This is a genomic window from Methylobacterium sp. E-066, assembly GCF_022829635.1.
Lineage (GTDB): Bacteria > Pseudomonadota > Alphaproteobacteria > Rhizobiales > Beijerinckiaceae > Methylobacterium.
The window spans coordinates 1-20,363 of sequence record NZ_JAKSYO010000141.1 but is presented as its reverse complement, the minus strand read 5'-3'; the positions used below and the strand labels follow the sequence as shown (position 1 = coordinate 20,363).

Below are 20,363 nucleotides of genomic sequence, written 5' to 3'. Positions count from 1 at the left end.
GATTTCCGTCAGTCACCTTTCGGGCAGCAACGCCTGAAAGCGGATGTCACCGCCGCGCCCGCTCAACCGCCATGAATACGCTCACGATGTTCATTTGGTGGCCCTCTGGTTTGTTGGTCTGTTATGATCGGTTCAACTGAGAAAGTCCGTTTGGATGGTCCCAGCAGATGCACAAAACAAACCGGTGGCTGTGGCTCATTTGTGTCATGCCCTAATCGTATCGCTGTAATTAAAGTCTTTTGTGCTGCTATGAAAAATCTAACACAGCATCGTCTGCCATAGGGATCTTACTAAGAATGTATTTTGCTGCTGACTCAATTTCAGGGAAAAGCGTGCTTCCGTTGATATTAATCTGATCCAATTCTCTTCGGATCGCATGCTTATTTCTGGCTGGAACCGGAACACGTTTTATTCTGATACCGAAATCGTTATCATCAGCCAGCGATGTCTTTAAGCCGAATAAGAAAAAACCGCCTTGTTGAGCAATAATTCTACGATTGGTTTGCTTAGGGCGAACAGCAACTATTTTGCTTAGATCATCAAGAATAATCTTTGACTGGAAATATGGCTTCTCTGCCGCAATGAAATGCAGCAGTCTTAAGCCTTCCGTGCTGCTCTTGAGAATGTTATCAGATGTCATTTTTCGTATTTTATCTCTTTCCCGGCCTTGAAGATTAGACAGATTTGAAATGCAACTGACTGTATCGCTATCGAAATACTTTATGTCTTTTTTAGTAGTCGTAAGTTGCAGGAACTCGCCATCTTTAGTGTCATCTTGCGCAGCAAAATAGAGTCCTACCAAGGGATTATAGGTGAAATCGAGTAGCCGAGTTGGCATGCCGTAATGCTGCATCCTGACTAGTTGTTCGAAGGAAGACTTATCATCCCGAAACTCGTTAGGCTGTATTGCTATTAACTCTCTGAGGATGCTTCTTTCATCCTTGCGATATTCATTCTTACGAAATATCGAAGGTTTTAGAAGGTTTACGGGTTCAATATGCCCTCTGTAAACAGCTGTCTCATCCTCGCCGGGCTTGGAAGCCGCCAGAACTTTGAAGAGGTCGATAAGCTCACCTATTCTAGGAGGTGGTTTTATCTTGGGTTTATTTATTAAAAGAGACATGGCGGTTATATCATAGGGCGCGCAGATACAAATTGAACCTGCGTTCATGCTGAAATTATGCCCGGACCCTTATGCGCAATCCAGCCCTTTTTCGTCAAAGGCTCACGAGGGCTAATTTGACCGCGCAATAGTGTTCCCTTTTGCGCGGTCGCCTACCAGCTCGGTTGCCGGGGTACAGCCGGTCGACGAATGACCGTTGTTGGGAAGTGCCGATAGCTGTCCGTATGACCGTATTGGGTCGAAACCAGTCGCCTTACGGCTAAGCTAATTGCGTTCAGACCCTGGAGCCGGTCCCGATCGCGTTGCAAGCGGGCTCGACTCCAAGTCCTTGATTCTGCGCGCTCGCCGCCGAACCGGCATCCGCTTCGGCGGCGAGCGCTCTCGTGCCGGCCCGGCGCACCCTGAACGACCGAAAGCCCACGATCGAACGCTCAAGCGGCGGCGCGCCTGTCGCCCGGTAGCAGATCCCGGCTGGCCTGCTCGATCCGCCTCAACCAGTCTTCGGCCGCCGCCGCCCGCAGATCGGCCGCCCGCGCATAGTCCTCCGCGTCACGGATGCGCGCCTCCGCGCGGGCCTGCACCGCGCGGATAGCCTCCTCCGCCTGGGCCTGCGTGTCCCGCAGCAGCGTCTCGAGGGTTTGGATCTCCTGTTGGGCCCGTTGCAGGTCGGCCGCGAGCGCCTCGCGGACGGCGGCCTGCTCGCGCAGACGGATCTCCTGCTGCTGGGCCGCATCCTTGGCGACCGAGATCGTGTCCAGGACCCGGGTCCAGTCCGCCACGGCGTGCGGCGTCATTGCGGCGGGCTCCTCAGGACTTGCCGCCGGATCCGCCGCGCCGGCCAATCGGACGATCTCGGCGGTCGCGGGCGCTTCGGGCGAAGGCCGGTTCGTCGCAATCCGCGCATCGAGCTGTGTCCAGAACATTTCGTTCATCGTCGCCGTCATGATGCTCCCACGCCTCCGCCGATCGCGATGCGCCTCACGCCGCGGAGGATCGGCCGCGCGCCCCCGGTGTCTCACCGGCTTGGTGACCGGGGCGCACCGCGAACTCGGCCTCGATCGTGTCCGCGATGCGCTGGAGCATCTGCTCGGCCGCGTCGGCCCGCTCCTCGGCGGCCTGTATCATCCGGGTGGCCTGCGCATGGACGTCGCGCGTCTGCTGCTCGGCGGCCTGCACCCGCGCCCGGGCCGCATCCATGTCGACCCGCATCTGTTCCAGGAGTTCCTGGACGTGCAGCTCCTGCTCCTGCGCCCGGTCCTCGACGTCGCGGATATGCCGGGCCGCACCTTGCACCCGCTCCAGCAGTCCCGGCCACTTCTCCGCCATCAAAAGCTCCGCGTCGCGACCCTGCGCCTGGGCTCGACCGTCCGTGGCCGCGCTCAACACGACCAGGTTGCCGGTGCCGAACCGTGCCGTCGGCTCCTGCGCGTCCCGGACTGCAGTCCCGGACGGGTCCGGCGCCGCGGCCGAGGACGGGTTTGCCTGTTCCATGGTTCGTCCCTGTTGGTGCGTCTTGTCGTGTGCGCACGACAGGCCGCCCGAATGCGGCGCTCAGGCGGGAGCCCGGTCCGGGCTGGCCTGGCCGCCCGAAAGCAGCTTCTTGGCCGCGGTATCGATGCGCTGCAGCCACTGCTCGGCCGTGGAGGCGCGCAGGTCCGCGACGCGCGCCCGCTCCTCCGCCTGGCGCACCAGGGCCTCCGCTTCGGTGCGGATCATCCGGACCCGCGCCTCCGCCTCGGCGCGGATGTCCTGAACCTGGGCGTTGGCATCGGCTTGCGCGCGCTGCAGCCGGATGTCGGACTGCGCCTGAACCTCGCGGGTGCGCATCTCCGCCGCGCGACGCTTCTCCTCGGCGTGCTGGAGCTCCTGACGCAACGCGGTCAGCGCGGCTTGATGGGACATGCCTTGCTCCCTCCGGCGCCGCTCCTGCTCGTCGGCGAGACCAGCCATGCCGTTGATGATGTCGAGGGTGCCCATCCAGTCGTCGACGCCCTCGGATCGCGCCGCCGCGACGGGCGAGCCGACGTCCACGGCGGTCGGAACGGTCGGCGGCTCAGCGCCTGCCGCGGCCCCAATCAGCAGCGTCGGCGGGGATTCCGCGACGCCGAGGGAGGACCGGAGCCGCAGGATCTCGGCGGCCGGTTTGGCGGCGATCTCGTCCAGGCCGGCAGCGAGCTGCGTCAGGACCGTGGGCCAGGGGAATTGGGCAGCCGTGGCCATGCAGGTCTTCCGGGAGGCAGCGGAGGTTGCTGCGAGACGGCCACGATATGGTTAACAAAACCTTAATTTTCGCCTTTGGGTTGCATCTTGGCGGCTTCGCTCGCCTCGAAACGGACACGACCGTCAGTCGGTTCTGATCGACGATCATCCAACCCAACCCCCCTCATCCTGAGGCGCGAGCGCAGCGAGCCTCGAAGGAGCCCTCCAGTCTGCGCGCGATACCTGGAGGGCTCCTTCGAGGGCGCCGCTGCGCGTCGCCACCTCAGGATGAGGGGTGTGGGTTGGACAAGCGCCGATCAAGACGAAGCCAGCCCCTGTCATCTACCTGATCTGAGGCCGTCGCTAGCGTCTGCCCCGCGATCCGCCGCATCGCTGGCGTATCCGTCACCGCAACCGCCAGACCCGCGGGTTCGTGGCGACGATGGCCAGGACGTAAAGCGCGACGCCGAGCGGCGTGCCGTAGGCGATCACCACGATGCCGATCCCGATCCACGCTGTCAGCAGCGCGACCATCAGGGCCAGGACGACAGGATTCATGGCCGGCCCTGCCAGGATCGCTTCGGGGCGCGGAAGAGCCGTATCACGGTCATGAGACGCGGTCATCGCCGTCCGAGATCGCCTCGGCGCGCCGGGCGACCTCCGTCAGAACGCGATCGACCGCCGCCGGCCACGCCACGCCGTGGTCCTGCAGCATCCGGGTCGCGTTGACGAGCATGTGGAACTGATTCGGCGGGATCGTCGCACCCGCAGCGTGCTGTTCGAGGATACGGTCGGCCAGCGCCGTCGCCAGCCCGGCCACCTCGGCCAGCTTGTCGGCCGGAATGTCCGGGCGCGTCACGTTGGGTCGCCCTTCGCCGTCAGGGGCTCGATGGGAAGCGTCACGGATCGCGTCCAGTCCTGTCGGTCTCGATACTGTCGATCGGCGCGCACTGTGCCCACGATGACGCCACGGATCAACGCCGCGCGGTCGGGCTCGAGCGGCGCGGTGACAGCCGATCCCGGGGAGACAGCTCGATCAAGCCACTCGGCAACGGCCCCCCTCCGGACCCGCCGTGTATTGGGCTTGCCGGGACCGTGTTCGGGTCGCGCGCGTGACGTGAAACAACACCGCCAAGCCCGCTCACAATTCAAGATCCATCTTCCAGCGCAGCGTAGATCATGGCGCGGGTCAGCGTCCGGTAGTGCTGGCGCTGCTCTGCCGACGACGTCTGCATCGATGGGCTGCGGCTGCTAGAGCGCCTGCACGCGGCCGGCGAGATCGACTGGAGCCGGGCGAGCCTGGACAGCGCGTCTGTCCCGGCCAAAGAAGGGGCCCTGCCACTGGCCCGAACTCGACTGACAAAATTTCATTTTATAATAATAAATAGATTTTCGATAGTAAAATTGTTATGCCCTCGCTTGTTATTCAGTTAAATTAAAACTGAACCGTAAGTATCAGTTTCGTCATGTCACGAGATAATAAAAGGGAATTATTTATTTAAAGAATTGTCATCAAGTCCATACTTTTGCATCTCAGCCGCACGATATAAAGCTATATGCAATCAAATGCTTCAAGCGCAGTAGACTTGTCCATCAAGGCCATGCGGCTGGCCGGCGGCGAGCAGCGTGTCCCAGACGGGGGCTGGCAGCGGCACGCCTTCGGCGAGGCGTTCCGCCTTCATGCGGCGCTCGGGCTCGCCCGGTAGTAGCACCGCGCCGCCCGGCGCCGGCCGGGCGGACGTGAAGAAGTCGAGGTAGCTGCGAGCCTCAGTGGCGATCGCGTCGTCCGATCCGAAGACCCGCGGCGTCATGTAGAGCGAGAGCATGCCGTTGCAGACCCGGCGCTTGCCCGGCCCCGCGGTGCCGGATCCCGTGAGCGCGCCGGCCAGCAACTCGCACATCAGCGACAGGCCCGAGCCCTTGTGCTCGCCGAAGGCCCGGATCGCGCCCGCGCCCTTCTGGTTGTCGCGCTCCGGACCGTCGAGCGGGCCGAACAAGGTGGCCGGATCGGCGCTGAGGCGGCCGTCCGGCTCGATCAGCACGCCCTCGGGCAGGGGCTTCCCGCCCTGCGAGGCCACCAGCACCTTGCCCTCGGCGACCGCCGAGGTCGCGAAGTCGAGGACGATCGGATCGCGCCCCGGCACCGGGAAGGCGGCGGCCACGGGGTTGGTGGAGAAGCGCCGCTCCACCGATCCGAACGGCGCCACGAGCAGGCTGCCGGCGACGTTGACGAAATGCACCGAGACGAGGCCCGCGGCGGCGGCGCGCTCGGCCCATTCGCCGATCCGCCCGAGATGCCCGGCATGCCGCAGCGCAACCACCGAGACGCCGTGCGCCTCGGCCTTGGCGATGCCGAGATCCGTGGCGAACGGGCCGGCGGTCTGGCCGAAGCCGTAATGGGCGTCCACCAACGCGAAGGCGCCGCCGTCGATCAGCACCTCGGGGGTGCGGTCGGCCACGAGCTCGCCGTCGCGTAGCCACGCCACGTAGCGCGGCACCCGGATGACCCCGTGGCTGTCGTGGCCGGTGAGGTTCGCGGCAACCAGGAACTGGCCGATCCGCCCCGCCTCGGCCTCCGAGCAGCCCTCCCGAACGAAGATGTCCCGCACGAAGGCGGTCAGTCCGGCGGCGTCGATCCGCATGATGGTTCATCTCCCGTCGTCGCGCCTCGCCGGGCGCGTTCGGGTAACGATCCTAGGCTTTCTTAACCCGCAAGGCGACCGGTTCGGGTGACGCGGGATAGACATTGAAGCGCCTCGCATGGCCCAATACCAGCAACGCCGGGCGTAAGACCCGGCGACGGGATGGATACGCCAATGAAGACGACGCGTCGCGTTTTCTTGACGGGTGCCGCTTGCGCGGTTGCCAGCGGCCTCGCCCCGGGGGTGATCCGATCGAGCCGGGCGCAGGGCGCCGGCGCGACGGTCCGGATCGGCATGGTGCTGCCGGTGACGGGGCCCGGCGCGGATGCGGGGCGCTTCGCCCTCAACGGCGCCAAGATCGCCCTGGAGGCGGTCAACAAGGCCGGCGGCGTGCTCGGCAAGCCCCTCGAGATCGTCACCGAGGACGACCAGACCACCAATCCCGGCGCGGTGCTGGCCTTCTCCAAGCTGGCGTCGCAGCCCGATCTCGTCGGCTTCCTGGGCTCGGTCCGCTCCACCCAGAACCACGCGATGGCGCCGGACATCCTCAAGACCGGCAAGCCGATGTGCTTCGGCGGCACCGACCCGGTGCTGACCCAGCTCGGCAACCCGTGGCTGTTCCGCTTCCGGCCCAACGACAGCTTCTCGGCCCGGGTGATCGCCGAGCACGGCGTCAACGGGCTCGGCAAGAAGAAGTGGGTGATCATCCACTCCACCGACGCGTTCGGCACCAGCGGCGCCAAGGCGCTCACCGAGAGCCTCGGCAAGGCCGGCGCCACGGTCGTGCTCGACCAGGGCTACGCCAACCAGGGCCAGGACTTCACGCCCGTCGTGCTGGCGATCCGGCAGGCGGGGGCCGACGTGATCGGCTCGTACTTCACCTTCGAGAACGACCTCGGCATCTTCGCGCGCCAGCTCCGCCAGCTCGGCGTCACCGCCCCCTGGGTCGGCTCGCCCTCGATCACCAACGTCACCGCCCTGAAGCTCGCCGGGCCCTCGCTCTACGGCACCTACGGGGTGGCCGATTACGCGGAGGAATCGAGCGACGCGGCCCGTGCCTACGGCAAGGCCTACCGCGCCGCCACCAAGATCGCCCCGGACAACCAGTCGTCCTGGACCTTCGACGCGGTGACGGTGCTGGCGCTGGCGATCAACAAGGCGGGCAAGACCGACCCGCAGGCGATCCGCGAGGCGCTGCTGGCGGTGCGCGGCCACGCCGGCGCCGAGGGTACCTACAACTTCGACAAGAACGGCGACGGCCTGCACGGCTACAACGTCGTGCGCAACGACAAGGGCACGATCACGTTCGACCGGCGCATCGACTTCTATCAGGGCTGAATCCGGGGCCGCGGACGGGGAACGGACGCAGACATGGACCTGATCCTCCAGCTTCTCTTCACCGGGATCGGCATCGGCTCGGTCTACGCCCTCGTCGCCCTGGGCTTCGTGCTGATCTTCCGGGCTACCAACGTCGTGAACTTCGCGCAGGGCGAGTTCTCGATGGTCGCGGCCTTCCTGATGGTGGTGTTCGCCGTCGACCTCGAATGGCCGTACTGGCTCTCGGTGCTGCTCACCATCGGCGGGATGGCCCTGCTCGGCGCCCTGTTCAACCTTGGCGTCTACTATCCCTTGCGCCACCGCACCTACCTGCCGGTGATCATCTCGACCATCGGCGCCTCGATCTTCCTGGCCAACACGACGCTCGCCCTCTACGGGCCGCAGCCGCAGGTCCTGCCGCCGGTGTTCGAGACCCAAGGCTTCCTGCTCGGGCCGGTCTTCCTCGACAGCCAGTATCTCCTGATCATCGCGGTGACCGCGGCGCTCGTGGCGTTCCAGTACTGGTTCTTCGAGCACACCCTGGTCGGCAAGAAGCTCCAGGCGACCTCGCAGGACAAGGAGATGGCCGCGCTTCTCGGCATCCCGGTCGCCGGCATGATCATGCTGACCTTCGTCTACAGCGCCGTGCTCGGCGGCATCGCCGGCATCCTCGTGGCGCCCGTCTTGTTCGTGTCGATCCAGATGGGGGCGACCATCGCGCTGAAGGCCTTCGCCGCGACGATCATCGGCGGGTTCGGCGACGTGACCGGCGCGATCATCGGCGGGCTGGCGCTCGGCATCATCGAGACCTTCGGGGCTGCCTACGTCTCGGTGCCGTACAAGGACGCCTTCGCCTTCATCGTCCTCGTGGCCTTCCTGGTCGTGCGCCCGCAGGGGCTGTTCGGCGAGCGCGTGGCGGAGAAAGCATGAGCGCCGAGCCCACAACGACGGCCGCCGCGCCCCTCCCGGGCACGGCCTCCCGGGCCGCCCGGCCGTTGCCGCTCGGCAGCCTCGCCTACGCGGCGCTCGCCGCGGCCGCCGTGGCGCTCGCCGCGACGACGCCGTTCAGCGGCTACGTCCTCAACATCCTGATGCAGGCCGCCACCTACGCGATCGCGGTGATCGGGCTCACCGTCGTGCTCGGGCTGTGCGGCCAGATCAACCTCGCCCAGGCCGCCTTCTTCGGGATCGGCGCCTACGCGGTCGGGCTCGGCACGGTCGATCACGGCCTGAATTTCTGGCTGTGCCTGCCGATCGGGCTGGCGCTCGCGGTCGTCCTCGGCGCGATCCTCGGCGCCTCGACGCTGCGGCTCGGCGGCCACTACCTCGCCATGGTCACGATCTCGTTCCAGCAGATCCTCACCCTGGTCCTGACCAACTGGATCCCGGTCACCCACGGCCCGGACGGGGTGCCCAACATCCGCCGCCCGGCCCTGTTCGCGGACGGGCAGAGCTATCTCGCGCTGTGCGTGCTGGTCCTGGCGGTGGTCGGCTGGCTGGTCTGGCAGCTGCCGCGGACCCGGCTCGGGCGCGCCATGCGGGCGGTGCGCGACAACGAGCTGGCGGCGGGCGTCAGCGGCATCGACGTCTACCGCACCAAGGTCGCGGCCTTCGCCATTGGGGCGCTGCTCGCGGGGCTGGGGGGCGGGCTGTTCGCGGGCAGCTTCACCTATATCAGCCCGGACCAGTTCTCCTTCGCCGAGTCGATCGTCTTCCTGACGATGGCGCTGCTCGGCGGCGTCGGTTCGCCGGTGGGCGCGGTGATCGGCACCGGCCTGCTGATCCTGATCCCCGAATGGCTGCGCTTCCTCAAGGAGATTCCGGGCCTGTACTTGGCGATCTACGGGCTCGCGGTGATCCTGATCGTCGTGTTCATGCCCGACGGCATCTGGGGATTCTTGGGCGATCAGGTCCGCCGGCTGCGGCCTGCGAAGCCCATGCCCCCGCCCGCCCCGGAGCTGACGCTGAGCCAGGAGCGCGACGCGTCGGCGACGCTGCTGACCGTGTCGGGCCTGTCCAAGCACTTCGGCGGCCTCAAGGCCGTGGACGCGATCGATTTCACCGTCACCCGCGGCGGCATCCACGCGCTGATCGGCCCGAACGGTTCGGGCAAGACCACGACGCTCAACGTCCTGTCCGGCCTCTACACGCCGACCGGCGGCACCCTGCGCCTCCAGGATCAGGACATCACGGGCTTTCCCCCGCACCGGCGCGCCGCGGTGGGGATTGGGCGCACGTTCCAGAACATCCGCCTGTTCCGGTCGATGAGCGCCCTGGAGAACGTGGTGATCGGCGCCGAGCGCCCGAACAACGCCCTCGGCGCTCGCGACCGGCCGGCGCTGGAGGCCCGCGCGCGCTCGGCCCTGGCCTTCGTCGGGCTGGAGGCGCGGGCGCAGGAGCCGATCTCGGGCTTCTCCTACGGGCACCAGCGGCTGATCGAGATCGCCCGGGCGCTCGCCGGCAACCCCACGCTCCTGCTCCTCGACGAGCCGGCCGCCGGGCTCAATTCCAGCGAGAAGAACGCCCTGACGGTGCTGCTGCGCCGGATGGCGGCCAAGGGCCTGACCATCCTGATCATCGACCACGACATGACCCTGGTCAGCGACGTGGCGAGCCACATCACCGTCCTGAATTTCGGCCGGCGCATCGCCGACGGGGTCACCGCCTCCGTGCTGCGCGAGCCCGCGGTGATCGAGGCCTATCTCGGCGAGGACGCGGCGACCGGGCCGGATGCCGGGCTCAAGACCGACCTGAAGACCGATCTCGCCCCGGCCTGACCCCGATGAGCACCGCATTGTCGAACCCGGTTCTGGAGATCCGCGACCTCACCGTCCGCTACGGCGAGATCGAGGCGGTGCGCGGGCTGTCGTTCGTGGTCGGCACGGGCGAGGTCGTGACCCTGCTCGGCTCCAACGGCGCCGGCAAGTCGACCACCCTCAAGGCGATCTCCGGCCTCGTGAAGCCGGCGGGCGGCAGCATCCTGCTCGACGGACAACCGCTCCACGGCCTGAAGCCCGAGGCGATCGTGCGCCTCGGCGTCGCCCACGTGCCCGAGGGGCGCCGGGTGTTCCCGGGGCTCACCGTGCGCGAGAACATCATGCTCGGCGCCTCGAACCGCTCCGGCATCGCCAAGCGCGTGCTGCGCGACGAGGTCGAGGCGATGTTCGAGCTGTTTCCTGATATCCGGCGCTTCGGCGACGCGCTCGGCTGGACCCTGTCGGGCGGCCAGCTCCAGATGGTGGCGCTCGCCCGCGGCCTGATGGCCAAGCCGCGCCTCCTGCTGCTCGACGAGCCGTCGCTGGGCCTCGCCCCGGTGATCGTCCAGGCGGTGTTCGCGATCATCGCGGAGGTACGCCGCCGCGGCACGACGGTGCTGCTGGTCGAGCAGAACGCTCGCATGGGCCTGTCGGTGGCCGACCGCGGCTACGTGCTGGAGACCGGCCGCCTCGTCCTCGAAGGCGACCCGCAGGCGCTCTGGGCCAACGACGACATCCGCGCCGCGTATCTCGGAGGCCGCGCAGCCTGACGCCGCCGCCGCACCCCGGAACCGCCCCGATCACGCCCGGTTGCCTCTTGTGATCCCCAAAGGCGCGGTGAGGCCTATCGTGCGCGACCGCAAGCCAGCATCCCGGCGCACTCTCCTGCAATCCGGAGGCGCCGTCGTCACGAGCGCGATGCTCGGCATTGGCAGGGCCGCCGGTGCGGAGACGAGCCCCGGTTCGCCGGCAGAGACGCCGACGGGCCGTCGATCCAAAACCCTCGATACCGAGTACTTCAAGGGCATGTACGCCACGGAATCGGATCCGTGGCGCTTCGCCTCCAGCCCCTACGAGCGCGCCAAGTACGCCGCGACGCTCGCAGCGCTTCCGCGGGCCCGCTACGCGTCCGGCCTCGAAGTGGGCTGCTCGATCGGCGTGTTCACGCACGAACTCTGCCCTCGCTGCGACGCGCTGGTCGGACTCGATGTGGTGCCGTCGGTCCTGGATGCCGCGCGGGCACGCTGCGCCGATTGCCCGAATGTAAGCTTTCAACTCGCCGCCGTTCCAGGCGCCTGGCCGGAGGGCCGGTTCGACCTGATCCTGATCTCCGAGGTGGCCTATTATCTCGACCGCGCCGACCTTGCCCGCCTGGTCGCACGCGTCAGGGGTGCGGTGCTCCCGGAAGCGGACATCGTGCTGGTCCACTGGCTCGGCGTCACCCACTATCCCCTGTCCGGCGACGAGGCGGCCGAAGGTTTTATCGCGGGCGCACACGACTTCGCGCGGGTCCTGAAGCAGTCGCGCACTGCCGAGTATCGACTCGACGTGCTGCGGTCGATCGAGCCCGATGTGAAATCCGTTCCCTGACGCGAGCGATGTCGCCAGATCGTCGGCGATTGGTCGTGCGATCCTGCCCCGACCGAGGGATGTCGCATCACCGCGGCGGCGGTGCCATCCGGGCATTCCTCCGCTCCCACGCCGTTACGAGGCCGTACAGGACGAGACCGGCCAGCATCAGCAGCAGGCTGGCGAGGGACTGGAACGGCCGGACGGTGACAAGGTGCACGAGCATGAACAGCGTGACCGCGAGGAAGATCAGCGGTGTGATCGGGTAGCCCCAGGCCCGGAACGGCCGCGGCAGGTCGGGCCGGGTGATTCGAAGCTTGATCAGACCGATCACGGTGAGGAACGAGCACAGGATCAGGCCGAACTGGATGACGTCGAGCACCGCCTCGAAGCTCTGCGTGAACAGCAGGAGGGTCGCGACACCGGCCTGGAGCAGCAGTGCGGCGACCGGCACGCCGCGTCGTGAGCGCCCGGCGAACAAGCGCAGCGCCGCCACATCTTCGCCCATCGCCACGGTCACCCGTGGGCCGATCCACATCATCGCGCTGATGGCGGGGATCAGGCCGGCGCAGATCAGCCCGCCGACGATGCGGCCACCCGCCTCGCCGAAGACGTGACGGCCGGCAATCACCGCGACCTCGATCTGGCCGGCGAGTTCGGCGACAGGCGTCGTGAAGAGGAACACCGCGTTCAACGCGATGGAGAGCACGACGACGATGCTGGTCCCGACCAGGAGCGCCCGCGGCAGGCTGTGCGGCGGGTCGGCGAGCTCGCCGACGATGTAGGTCGCGGCGTTCCAGCCCGAATAGGCGTACATCACGAAGACGAGGCTGACAGCGAAGCTGGCGCTGACGATCTGCGCCGGCTCGAATGCCCCGGGGGCGAAGCTGATCGCCTGGCCGCCGCCCCGGGCGAAGCCCACGCCGATGAAGGCCGCGATCAGTGCGAGCTTCAGCAGCGTGAACCCGACCTGGAAGGCGCTGCTGTGGCGCGTCCCCCGCAGGTGAACGAGCGACACGATCCAGATCGCCGCGAAGCCGAGCAGCAGCGGGGGCGCCCCGGGCAGGACCGCCTTGCCGTACTGGCCGAGGGCCATGGCGGCGAGCGCGACTGGCGCGGCGAAACCCAAGGTCGCCGAGAGCCAGCCGGCCATGAACCCGATCGCCGGGCTGTAGATCCGGCTGAGGAGATTGTACTCGCCGCTGGAGCGGGGAAACATCGTGGCGAGTTCGGCGTAGCAGAGCGCCCCGCACAGCGCGACAACACCGCCGACGAGCCACAACAGCAGCACCGTGAAGCCGGACGGGATGTCCGTCACTTGGAAACCGAGACTGGTGAAGACGCCGATGCCGATCATGTCGGCGACGACGATGGCCGTCGCCGCGAGGGTGGAGATGGCCGGTGCTGGTTCAGCGGCGCGAGATGTGCCCGTCATGACCCCTGTTCGCTATGGCCTGACGCCGGACCTCAGGGGTCGACAGAGGCCCAGACGGCCTCAGCAGGACACGACAATCCCCTTGCTCGCCTCTTCGTGGATCGCAGCAATCCAGAAGCGCGACTAGGGCTGGCCGAGGCGTCCGTTTGCCGCGTGCGAGATGGCCGTTCAGATCGTCGATTGCCCTGGTGAGGGGAAAAGCCTTCGAACCCAGTGCAGAGACGCGAGCCGAGCATCCGGCATCGAGGAGACGCGATCTGCGTTTGGCCAACGCTCCATTCGCTCGGCGGCCGCATTCTCGCTTACGCGCCCGGTCACCGCACAGCCCGGAGGCCGACACGCGAAAGTTTCGCGAAAGGTCACTTTGTGACGACCGCGACGACCGCCCGAAGAGCAGCTTTTCCAGTTTGAGCGTTGGAACCGGTCGGACCACTTTCGGCCAGACCCGGTCGGCTACTGTGCGCCCAACCCGGTCATTCCATGAGGCACGAACGCTCCTCTATAGCGGACATTCAACATCAAGACCGCGATGCTGGGCCATTCGCAAAAGGAGTGTCAAAGCACCTGCGAGAGGAAGCGGCGGGTGCGCTCGTCCTGCGCGGATGCGAAGAACGTTGCAGGCGGGCCGTGCTCGACGATCACGCCGCGATCGGTGAAGTAGATATGGTCGGCCACGTCGCGGGCGAAGTTCATCTCGTGCGTGACGAGCATGCACGTCATGCCCTCCTCGGCCAGTTCGCGGATCGTGACCAGCACCTCCTTGACCGTCTCCGGGTCCAGGGCCGCCGTCACCTCGTCGAACAGCATCACGTCGGGCCGCATCGCGAGCGAGCGGGCAATGGCCACGCGCTGCTGTTGACCGCCGGACAGCTCGCCGGGATACGCATCTTCCTTGCCGGCCAGCCGAACCTTGGTGAGCAGGGCGCGGGCCCGGGCCTCGACTTCGCGCCGGTCCTGCCCGAGGACGTGGATGGGGGCCATCATCACGTTCTGCAGCGCGGTCTTGTGCGGGAACAGGTTGTACTGCTGGAACACCATCCCGACCTTGCGGCGCAGCGCCAGCTTGTCGAGGCGCGGATCGGTGACTTCGATCCCCTCGACCTGGATCGAGCCCGCGGTGACCGGCACCAGCGCGTTGATGCAACGGATCAGCGTCGACTTGCCGGAGCCGGAGGGCCCGATGATGCAGACCACCTCGCCCTTGCGCACATCGAAGCTGACACCCTTCAGGACCTCGAACGTCCCGAAGGACTTGTGCACGTCGACGAGGCGGACGATCGGCTGATCAGGCGTCCAGCCCTGGGACGGGGTGCCGGCCATGGTCGCGCGCATCCTGCTCAACGGGTCTCGAAGCGGCGTTCCAGGCCGGCGGTCAGCCGGTCGATCGGGTAGCAGTAGAGAAAGAAGCAGAGCAGGGCGAAGCCGTAGAGCGGGGCGAACAGCTCGGGGCGGCCGCCCTCGGCCGCGTGCACCTGCGCGGTCAGCGTCAGCATCTCGGTGACCCCGACGATCGACGCCTGCACGGTGGCCATCGCGATGAGCGCATAGACGTTCATCCAGGGCGGCAGCATGCGCTTCGCGCACTGGGGCAGGATGATGCGCCACATCGTCTGCCGCCGGGTGAAGGCCAGGGATTCGGCCGCCTCCCATTGCGTGTTCGGCACCGAGCGCACGGCGCCGCGCACGATCTCGGCGACGTTGGCCATCACCGGCAGGCTGAACCCGAACGTCGCCTTCACCCAGTCGGGCAGCGGCACGCGGATGCCGAACACCGTGACCTGGAACGGCACCAGGAACATCACGAAGAACAGCAGCACCAGCCAGGGCACGTTGCGGAAGACCTGCGTGATCGACCACGCGATGCGGCGCAGCACCCGGCCCTCGGCCAGCATGGCCAGCCCGAGCCCGATGCCGGCGAACGTGCCGATCGCCATCGCCATCAGCGAGATCGCGACGTTGAAGGCGAAGCCCGTGAGCAGGAGCGGCGCCCACTTGATGACCACTTCCAGCGGGGACAGCGCCGCGCCCCCGCCCTGGGCCCAGGCCGGGAGGGCGACGACGGCAAGGCCGCAGAGCAGCCAGCCATGGACGGGGCGCAGGCGCGCGGGCGGACGGTTTTTGGAAATGGCGAACGGCAGGAGAACCGGCAGATCAGTCGGACGACCTTCCGGACGCTCGTCTGCACGCGGGCCGTTTCGGTCCGAAGGGTTCATCGGCCGTATCCGGGGATGCGCAGCGCGCGCTCCCATCGGTGCATGATCCACACGAGCACCCCGACGAGCACCGCGTAGGTCGCGAGCAGCACGAGCATCATCTCGAGGACGTTCTGCGACTCGGACCAGATCTGCTTGACCGCGTAGAGTGTCTCGGGGACCGCGATGGCATAGGCGAGCGTTGTAGTCTTCAGCAGGTTGATCAGGTTGTTGTTCAGCGCCGGCAGGCAGACGCGGAGCGCGAGCGGCAGGACGACGTGGCGGTAGGCCTTGAACCGGGTGTAGCCCAGCGCCTCGGCGGCCTCGACGGTGGTCTTGGGCACGGCCTCGATGCCGGAGCGGAAGATCTCGACGTTGAACGCGCCCGCAAACAGCGAGAGCGAGACGATTGCCCATTGCACGTTGTCGAGGATCGGCACGCGCAGGCCGTCCGCCGTGCGCATCGCCGGCAACAGGGTTCCGAGGCCGAAATAGAAGAAAAAGATCTGCACCAGCGGCGGCGTATTGCGGAACACCACGACGAAGCCGTTGACCAGTCCCCGCAGGAGGCGCGACGGCCCGCTCTGCAGCAGCGCCCCGACTGCGCCGATCACGAGGCTGATCAGGATCGTGCTGATCCCGAGCAGCAGCGTCATCCGCAGGCCGGCGACGTAGCGGTTCCAGTCGTACGGGTCGTAGAAGACCGTGAAATTGAAGCCCGTGGTCTCGTAGAGACGCTGGAACCAGGCCTGGACCGCTTCGATCATTGCGGTCGATCACCTGGACTCGTCGAACGGACGCGCATCAGTTGGTCGCGTTCTTGTACTTCTCGTGCATCGCCTTCGAGTAGGCGGTGGGCTCGATGCCCCACTTCTTCTCGCCGGCGACGATGAAGCCGGTCTTCATCCAGTTCTTGGTCACGTCCTCGACCATCGTCTGGAGCGTGGTGTTGCCCTGCGCGACCGCCATCATCCACGGCGCATCGAGGATCCCCTTGAGAGGCAGGGCGTAGCCGGCCTTCCAATCGTCGTCGAGCAGCTTACCCTGAAGCATGCTCTGGTCGTAGACGTAGCCGAGGCAATTGCCCTGCTTGAGCGCGAAGAGCGGTTTTTCGGAGCCGTCGAAGGCGACGATCTCCGCCCCGTAGGTGCGGGCGACATCCTTGTTGTACCAAGCCCCCGAGGTCGCGCAGAGCGGCTTGCCCTTCAGCTGGGCCCAGTCGGTGATGCCGGAGGTCTTGGGCAGCAGCACGTTCACGAAGTCGGAATAGTATTGCGGGTCGATGGCCTGCACCACCCGGCGGCGCTCCGGCTTGTCCGAGAGCGTGGCGATCAGGAGATCGACCTTGCCTTGCTGCAGGAACTCGATCCGGTTGGCCGAGACCACCGGCACCAGCTCGAGCTTCACGCCGAGGCGCTTGGCCAGGTCGGCGGCGAGATCGGGCTCGAGCCCGATGATCGTGCCGCTCGGATCGCGGAACCCGAAGGGCTTGTAGTCCGCCTTCACGCCGACAATCAGCGTCCCGCGCTGCTTGATCGCGTCGACGCCGTCCGCAGCCGATGCTTGGCCGGGCATCGCGAGGGCCGAGACCGCCGCGAGCGCGGCCAGAGCACCGGTCGTCAGGAAGGTGCGGATCGTGTGTCGCATCGGCTCGGTCCTGCGCGGGTGATCTGATCTTGGCATGGTTTCTAGCAATCCACGAGCCACCGGCCGGCGGATCAACCGAAGCGTGCGAGCGCGAACGGTGTGAGGTCGGGTCGCCCGGCTCCCCCTGTCAGGTCCGCGGCGACGGCCTCGCCAATGCCCGCCGAATGCTTGAAGCCGTGTCCCGAGCAGGCGGAGACCACGAGCACCCGATCCATCTCGGGATGCCGGTCGATGATGAAGCCGCGATCGGGGGTCACCGTGTAGACGCAGGCCGCGGCCCGCACGACCTCCGGGGTGGCGCCGGCCAGCCGGTTCTCGACCCGCAGCCGGTACATCGCGTCGGATTCCGACGGATCGACGCGGCGCTCGACCGCGTCGGCGGTGGTGGCGGTGCTGTATTGCTCGGTCGCGACCTTGATGGAGCGCTCCCCCGCCATGGGCGGGAAGCCGTAGAGGTAGTCCGTGTCGCCCGTCCCGTACATCCAGATGAAGACGGGCGAGCGCGGCCGATACGCAGCTTCGTCCGCCAGGGCGTACCAGTGCAGGAGCTGGCGCCGGACCGTCAGCAGCCCGTCGAACGGCCGGCCGAGCAGCGGGGCGATCCAGGCGCCGGCCGCGACCACGGCGCGATCGGCCAGGATCACGCCGTCAGCGGTCTCGATGCGGACACCGGACCCGTCCTGATGCAGCGCCCGCACCTCGCAGCCGGTCCGGATCTCGGCCCCCAGGGCGGCCGCACGGGTGAGCTGCGCCGCGATGCAGCGCTCCGGGAACACGGTGCCGCCGCCCGGCTCGTAATAGGCCTTCTCGTCGCCAGCGAGGTTCAGGAATTGCGGGAAGCGGCGGGCGACCTCGGCCCCGTCGAGCACCTCGTGTGCGATCCCGGCACCCTGCGCCGCGCTGATCGAGCGGCCGACGAAATCCGGCTTGCCGTGGTGGGAGGAGACACCGTGACCGGGGGCCATGACCAGGGCGCCGCAGGCGTTCAGCAGGGTCTGGCCCGTTTCCGCCTCCAACTCCCGCCAGATCCGATGCGCCGCGGTGACGAAGGGGACGTAGTCGCTCCCTTCCCCGACGGCCTGGCGCGTGATCCGGGTCTCTCCATGGCTCGACCCGAGCGCATGCGGCGGCGCGAAGCGGTCGAGCCCGATCACCGCGGCACCGCGTTTGGCCAGCTGGTAGAGGGTGGCGCTGCCCATGGCCCCGAGGCCCAGGACCGCGACGTCGACCCGCCCCGTCATCGACGATGCCCCCGCCCGTCGGCGCAGCGACGGGACTCGGTCTTCAGCGACGACACGGGTAGGGCGGTGGAACCGAGCATCCGGGGCGATCTCAAGCATGACGATGAAGCGCCCCCAAGAATGACGCGCCCTGGTTGTTGCGCTTGACCGCAGCAGACGGTTTCTTTCACCGATGAGCCAACTCAGGGCACCGACATCGGAGGAGGACACGTCCGCGCCGGGGGATCGGCCGTACGAGATCGGCTTCATCCTCGTGCCGGGCTTTGCGTTGATGTCGTTCGCGTCGGCTTGCGAGCCGTTCCGGGCGGCGAATTACCTCGCCGGCCGGCCCCTCTACCGGCTGCGCTACTTCGGCGAGGCGGAAGGCCGTGTCGTGTCCTCCTCGGGCGCGGAGATTCCCGCTGAGGAGCTGCCCCGCGGGCGCGGATCCCTGCACACCGTCTTCATTTGCGCGGGCGGCGAGCCGACCGCGTGGAACAGGCCCGCGATTCATGCGGCCTTGCGGCGGCTCGCCCGGCTCGGCGTGCGCATCGGCGGCATCTCGGGCGGCCCCTACCTGATGGCTGCGGCGGGACTTCTGGTCGACCGGGCGTTCACCATCCACTGGGAGCACGCCGGCGCCACGATCGAAGCGTTCCCGCAAGCGCGCCTCACCCGCGCGCGCTACGTCGCCGAGCCCGATCGCCTGACCTGCGGCGGAGGCATCGCCCCCCTCGACATGGCCCACACGTTGATCGCCGAGCGCATGGGGGCAGCATTCGCGCGCCGCGTCTCGGACTGGTTCCTCCACACGGCGATCAGTGCCGCGGATGACCCGCAGCGCGCCTCAACGGCTGAGCGCTACGGCGTCCATCATCCCGCCCTGCTCACCGTCCTCGAGACCATGGAGAAGACCGTCGAAGCGCCCCTCGGCCGGGAGGCTATGGCCCGCCTCGCCTCGGTCAGCGCCCGTCACCTCGACCGCCTCTTCCTCGACAAGCGGGGCCTGAGCTTCTCGGCCCAGTACCGGGCGATCCGCCTCTCCCATGGCCGTCGCCTGCTGCGTCAGAGCCCGCTCAGGATCGGGGAGATCGCGACGGCCTGCGGCTTTTCAAGCGCAGCCCATTTCTCACGAATCTACAAATCTCATTTCGGCTGCAGCCCATCCTCGGAACGTTGAGGCAATATAAAACTAGAGAACCGTCAAGCTCGATTTCCGGGGTGATCTGACATATGACGCCGTAAGGATTTCGGCAGTCGAGACGTGGTGTCCGCTCACCGGGAAGTCGATATTCCGCGTTCGGCCAGACGACGTCAGACCGGATCGCCAATCCGCGCAAAACCTGCCGTTCGGCTATGCGCCCATCCCGGCCATTTCCAAGGCCTCGGTCGCTCTCCATTGCAGACATTCGTGAAACGGCTTCGACGCGGGGCCATTCGCGTAACGTATGCTTATGGTGGTGCGCCTACGTTCCCTCGTGCGCGCCTTCATCCCAGGTGACGGCGAAAGCCGCTACGCCAGCTTGATCAAGCCCTCGTGGCGTTGGCCCCTGATGGCCTTCCGAACCCGTAGCCCGAGCTACCCGCTGCCTCGCTTCATGCTGAGGTGCCGCCCGATCCAGTCTTGAGCCGCATCGAGGTCCAAGAAGAGGGGAGCGCTCATCACCGCGGTCAGGCCGAACCCGGCCTCCAGGAACCACATGCCCGCGAAAGCGCCGTGCTGCCCGGAGAGTTGCACCAGCACCGCCACGAGGAACCCGTCCGCGAACACAAGCTGACCGTCGCCGTCTTCACTGCCGGTGGCGACACGCACCGGCTGGAGGTGCAGGGTCATCCCGCCGCTCGCTTCTGCAAGTGCAGGTAGGTCGCGTCGAACTCGGAGGCGCGGACAAGCTCGTCCCACGCCTTCACCACCAGCGTCTGCCGGTGCAGCGTGATCAACCCGCGACCGCGCATCTCCTTCAATACGCGGTTGATGTGGACGCTGGTCATGCCGGTGGCATCGGCAAGATCGACTTGGGTGATTGGCAAGGGGCAGCGATGATCACCCGCCAGCCCGACCGCCTCCTGCTTCAGGTACAGTTCGCAGAGGAGGTGCGCCAAGTGCTCGAAGGCTGGACGACGGCCCATGGCGATCAACCACTCCCGGAAGATCGCCGCGTCGATCAGCGTGTCACGCCAGAGCGCGGCGGCGATGGTCGGGAAGCGGGCCGTGAGGTCGTGCATGCTCTCGTGCGGGACGAACGCCACGGTAGCCTGGGTC

The 20,363-nt window shown here is 66.9% G+C and carries 21 protein-coding genes and 1 pseudogene; 7 read left to right on the top strand and 15 right to left on the bottom strand.

Features of this window, described 5'->3' with window-relative positions; translation table 11 throughout:
- Positions 1 to 247 precede the first annotated feature (247 nt).
- The 6 genes from MKL20_RS20020 to MKL20_RS19995 form a co-directional block, all read right to left on the bottom strand.
- Complete coding sequence (locus MKL20_RS20020) at positions 248 to 1,171, bottom strand: FRG domain-containing protein (protein ID WP_244038142.1); 924 nt, start codon at positions 1,169 to 1,171, stop codon at positions 248 to 250.
- A gap of 383 nt (positions 1,172 to 1,554) precedes the next feature.
- Positions 1,555 to 2,067, bottom strand: a complete 513-nt coding sequence (locus tag MKL20_RS20015) for a hypothetical protein (protein WP_244038141.1) — start codon at positions 2,065 to 2,067, stop codon at positions 1,555 to 1,557.
- A 34-nt stretch (positions 2,068 to 2,101) separates the two neighbouring features.
- Complete coding sequence (locus tag MKL20_RS20010; RefSeq protein ID WP_244038140.1) at positions 2,102 to 2,614, bottom strand: hypothetical protein; 513 nt, start codon at positions 2,612 to 2,614, stop codon at positions 2,102 to 2,104.
- A gap of 60 nt (positions 2,615 to 2,674) precedes the next feature.
- Positions 2,675 to 3,343, bottom strand: a complete 669-nt coding sequence (locus tag MKL20_RS20005; RefSeq protein ID WP_244038139.1) for a cell division protein DivIVA — start codon at positions 3,341 to 3,343, stop codon at positions 2,675 to 2,677.
- A gap of 384 nt (positions 3,344 to 3,727) precedes the next feature.
- Complete coding sequence (locus MKL20_RS20000; protein WP_243969617.1) at positions 3,728 to 3,880, bottom strand: hypothetical protein; 153 nt, start codon at positions 3,878 to 3,880, stop codon at positions 3,728 to 3,730.
- 49 nt (positions 3,881 to 3,929) lie between these two features.
- Complete coding sequence (locus tag MKL20_RS19995; RefSeq protein ID WP_244038138.1) at positions 3,930 to 4,181, bottom strand: hypothetical protein; 252 nt, start codon at positions 4,179 to 4,181, stop codon at positions 3,930 to 3,932.
- Positions 4,182 to 4,570: 389 nt separating this feature from the next.
- Here MKL20_RS19995 and MKL20_RS19990 point away from each other — a divergent pair.
- Positions 4,571 to 4,686 (top strand): annotated as a pseudogene (locus tag MKL20_RS19990) (IS5/IS1182 family transposase); the annotation flags it as partial.
- Between the two features lie 207 nt (positions 4,687 to 4,893).
- Here MKL20_RS19990 and MKL20_RS19985 read toward each other — a convergent pair.
- Entirely contained in the window at positions 4,894 to 5,964 is a 1,071-nt protein-coding gene (locus tag MKL20_RS19985) for a malate/lactate/ureidoglycolate dehydrogenase (protein ID WP_244038137.1), read from the bottom strand.
- A gap of 174 nt (positions 5,965 to 6,138) precedes the next feature.
- Between MKL20_RS19985 and MKL20_RS19980 the strand changes: the two genes are divergently transcribed.
- The 5 genes from MKL20_RS19980 to MKL20_RS19960 all read left to right on the top strand — a co-directional run bounded on the left by MKL20_RS19980 (position 6,139) and on the right by MKL20_RS19960 (position 11,627).
- Positions 6,139 to 7,302 (top strand): ABC transporter substrate-binding protein, encoded by a 1,164-nt coding sequence (locus MKL20_RS19980; protein ID WP_244038136.1) that lies wholly within the window; start codon positions 6,139 to 6,141, stop codon positions 7,300 to 7,302.
- A 33-nt stretch (positions 7,303 to 7,335) separates the two neighbouring features.
- Complete coding sequence (locus tag MKL20_RS19975; RefSeq protein WP_007562633.1) at positions 7,336 to 8,211, top strand: branched-chain amino acid ABC transporter permease; 876 nt, start codon at positions 7,336 to 7,338, stop codon at positions 8,209 to 8,211.
- Complete coding sequence (locus MKL20_RS19970; RefSeq protein ID WP_244038135.1) at positions 8,208 to 10,058, top strand: ABC transporter permease subunit; 1,851 nt, start codon at positions 8,208 to 8,210, stop codon at positions 10,056 to 10,058. Before MKL20_RS19975 ends, MKL20_RS19970 begins: the two co-directional genes overlap by 4 nt.
- A 5-nt stretch (positions 10,059 to 10,063) precedes the next feature.
- Positions 10,064 to 10,807 (top strand): ABC transporter ATP-binding protein, encoded by a 744-nt coding sequence (locus MKL20_RS19965; protein ID WP_243969627.1) that lies wholly within the window; start codon positions 10,064 to 10,066, stop codon positions 10,805 to 10,807.
- Positions 10,808 to 11,063: 256 nt separating this feature from the next.
- Complete coding sequence (locus MKL20_RS19960; protein ID WP_244038152.1) at positions 11,064 to 11,627, top strand: SAM-dependent methyltransferase; 564 nt, start codon at positions 11,064 to 11,066, stop codon at positions 11,625 to 11,627.
- Between the two features lie 67 nt (positions 11,628 to 11,694).
- On the opposite strand, the gene MKL20_RS19955 is transcribed toward MKL20_RS19960, so the two are convergent.
- From MKL20_RS19955 to solA, 6 genes are all read right to left on the bottom strand, one after another.
- Positions 11,695 to 13,041, bottom strand: coding sequence for an APC family permease (locus MKL20_RS19955; RefSeq protein WP_244038134.1), 1,347 nt, complete (start codon positions 13,039 to 13,041; stop codon positions 11,695 to 11,697).
- A gap of 555 nt (positions 13,042 to 13,596) precedes the next feature.
- Positions 13,597 to 14,361: an amino acid ABC transporter ATP-binding protein gene (locus MKL20_RS19950; RefSeq protein WP_279594882.1), complete on the bottom strand. Its 765-nt coding sequence runs from the start codon at positions 14,359 to 14,361 to the stop codon at positions 13,597 to 13,599.
- A gap of 17 nt (positions 14,362 to 14,378) precedes the next feature.
- Positions 14,379 to 15,254, bottom strand: a complete 876-nt coding sequence (locus MKL20_RS19945) for an amino acid ABC transporter permease (RefSeq protein WP_244038133.1) — start codon at positions 15,252 to 15,254, stop codon at positions 14,379 to 14,381.
- Positions 15,251 to 16,000 (bottom strand): amino acid ABC transporter permease, encoded by a 750-nt coding sequence (locus MKL20_RS19940; protein WP_244038132.1) that lies wholly within the window; start codon positions 15,998 to 16,000, stop codon positions 15,251 to 15,253. The genes MKL20_RS19945 and MKL20_RS19940 overlap by 4 nt, the downstream gene beginning before the upstream one ends.
- A gap of 37 nt (positions 16,001 to 16,037) precedes the next feature.
- On the bottom strand, positions 16,038 to 16,880 hold the full coding sequence (locus MKL20_RS19935; protein WP_244038131.1) for a transporter substrate-binding domain-containing protein: 843 nt from the start codon (positions 16,878 to 16,880) through the stop codon (positions 16,038 to 16,040).
- Positions 16,881 to 16,951: 71 nt separating this feature from the next.
- Positions 16,952 to 18,121, bottom strand: coding sequence for an N-methyl-L-tryptophan oxidase (gene solA / locus MKL20_RS19930; protein WP_244038130.1), 1,170 nt, complete (start codon positions 18,119 to 18,121; stop codon positions 16,952 to 16,954).
- 172 nt (positions 18,122 to 18,293) lie between these two features.
- On the opposite strand from solA, the gene MKL20_RS19925 reads away from it, so the two are divergent.
- Positions 18,294 to 19,280: a GlxA family transcriptional regulator gene (locus tag MKL20_RS19925; protein ID WP_244038129.1), complete on the top strand. Its 987-nt coding sequence runs from the start codon at positions 18,294 to 18,296 to the stop codon at positions 19,278 to 19,280.
- Positions 19,281 to 19,679: 399 nt separating this feature from the next.
- Here MKL20_RS19925 and MKL20_RS19920 read toward each other — a convergent pair whose 3' ends face one another.
- Positions 19,680 to 19,934, bottom strand: coding sequence for a hypothetical protein (locus MKL20_RS19920; protein ID WP_243969651.1), 255 nt, complete (start codon positions 19,932 to 19,934; stop codon positions 19,680 to 19,682).
- Positions 19,931 to 20,363 (bottom strand): Crp/Fnr family transcriptional regulator (locus MKL20_RS19915; RefSeq protein ID WP_244038128.1); only part of this gene is annotated, 433 nt, incomplete at its 5' end. The genes MKL20_RS19920 and MKL20_RS19915, both read right to left, overlap by 4 nt.

What these genes read in the sequence shown, in the direction of transcription:
- MKL20_RS19970 (WP_244038135.1), top strand. Translation starts at nt 8,208, where the DNA reads ATGAGCGCCGAGCCCACAACGACGGCCGCCGCGCCCCTCCCGGGCACG.
- MKL20_RS19975 (WP_007562633.1), top strand. Translation starts at nt 7,336, where the DNA reads ATGGACCTGATCCTCCAGCTTCTCTTCACCGGGATCGGCATCGGCTCG.
- MKL20_RS19985 (WP_244038137.1), bottom strand. Translation starts at nt 5,964, where the DNA reads ATGCGGATCGACGCCGCCGGACTGACCGCCTTCGTGCGGGACATCTTC.
- MKL20_RS19940 (WP_244038132.1), bottom strand. Translation starts at nt 16,000, where the DNA reads ATGATCGAAGCGGTCCAGGCCTGGTTCCAGCGTCTCTACGAGACCACG.
- MKL20_RS19920 (WP_243969651.1), bottom strand. Translation starts at nt 19,934, where the DNA reads ATGACCCTGCACCTCCAGCCGGTGCGTGTCGCCACCGGCAGTGAAGAC.
- MKL20_RS20010 (WP_244038140.1), bottom strand. Translation starts at nt 2,614, where the DNA reads ATGGAACAGGCAAACCCGTCCTCGGCCGCGGCGCCGGACCCGTCCGGG.
- MKL20_RS20015 (WP_244038141.1), bottom strand. Translation starts at nt 2,067, where the DNA reads ATGACGGCGACGATGAACGAAATGTTCTGGACACAGCTCGATGCGCGG.
- MKL20_RS19960 (WP_244038152.1), top strand. Translation starts at nt 11,064, where the DNA reads ATGTACGCCACGGAATCGGATCCGTGGCGCTTCGCCTCCAGCCCCTAC.
- MKL20_RS20005 (WP_244038139.1), bottom strand. Translation starts at nt 3,343, where the DNA reads ATGGCCACGGCTGCCCAATTCCCCTGGCCCACGGTCCTGACGCAGCTC.
- MKL20_RS19925 (WP_244038129.1), top strand. Translation starts at nt 18,294, where the DNA reads ATGAGCCAACTCAGGGCACCGACATCGGAGGAGGACACGTCCGCGCCG.
- MKL20_RS19950 (WP_279594882.1), bottom strand. Translation starts at nt 14,361, where the DNA reads ATGGCCGGCACCCCGTCCCAGGGCTGGACGCCTGATCAGCCGATCGTC.
- MKL20_RS19935 (WP_244038131.1), bottom strand. Translation starts at nt 16,880, where the DNA reads ATGCGACACACGATCCGCACCTTCCTGACGACCGGTGCTCTGGCCGCG.
- MKL20_RS19965 (WP_243969627.1), top strand. Translation starts at nt 10,064, where the DNA reads ATGAGCACCGCATTGTCGAACCCGGTTCTGGAGATCCGCGACCTCACC.
- MKL20_RS19980 (WP_244038136.1), top strand. Translation starts at nt 6,139, where the DNA reads ATGAAGACGACGCGTCGCGTTTTCTTGACGGGTGCCGCTTGCGCGGTT.
- MKL20_RS20020 (WP_244038142.1), bottom strand. Translation starts at nt 1,171, where the DNA reads ATGAACGCAGGTTCAATTTGTATCTGCGCGCCCTATGATATAACCGCC.
- MKL20_RS20000 (WP_243969617.1), bottom strand. Translation starts at nt 3,880, where the DNA reads ATGAATCCTGTCGTCCTGGCCCTGATGGTCGCGCTGCTGACAGCGTGG.
- solA (WP_244038130.1), bottom strand. Translation starts at nt 18,121, where the DNA reads ATGACGGGGCGGGTCGACGTCGCGGTCCTGGGCCTCGGGGCCATGGGC.
- MKL20_RS19945 (WP_244038133.1), bottom strand. Translation starts at nt 15,254, where the DNA reads ATGAACCCTTCGGACCGAAACGGCCCGCGTGCAGACGAGCGTCCGGAA.
- MKL20_RS19955 (WP_244038134.1), bottom strand. Translation starts at nt 13,041, where the DNA reads ATGACGGGCACATCTCGCGCCGCTGAACCAGCACCGGCCATCTCCACC.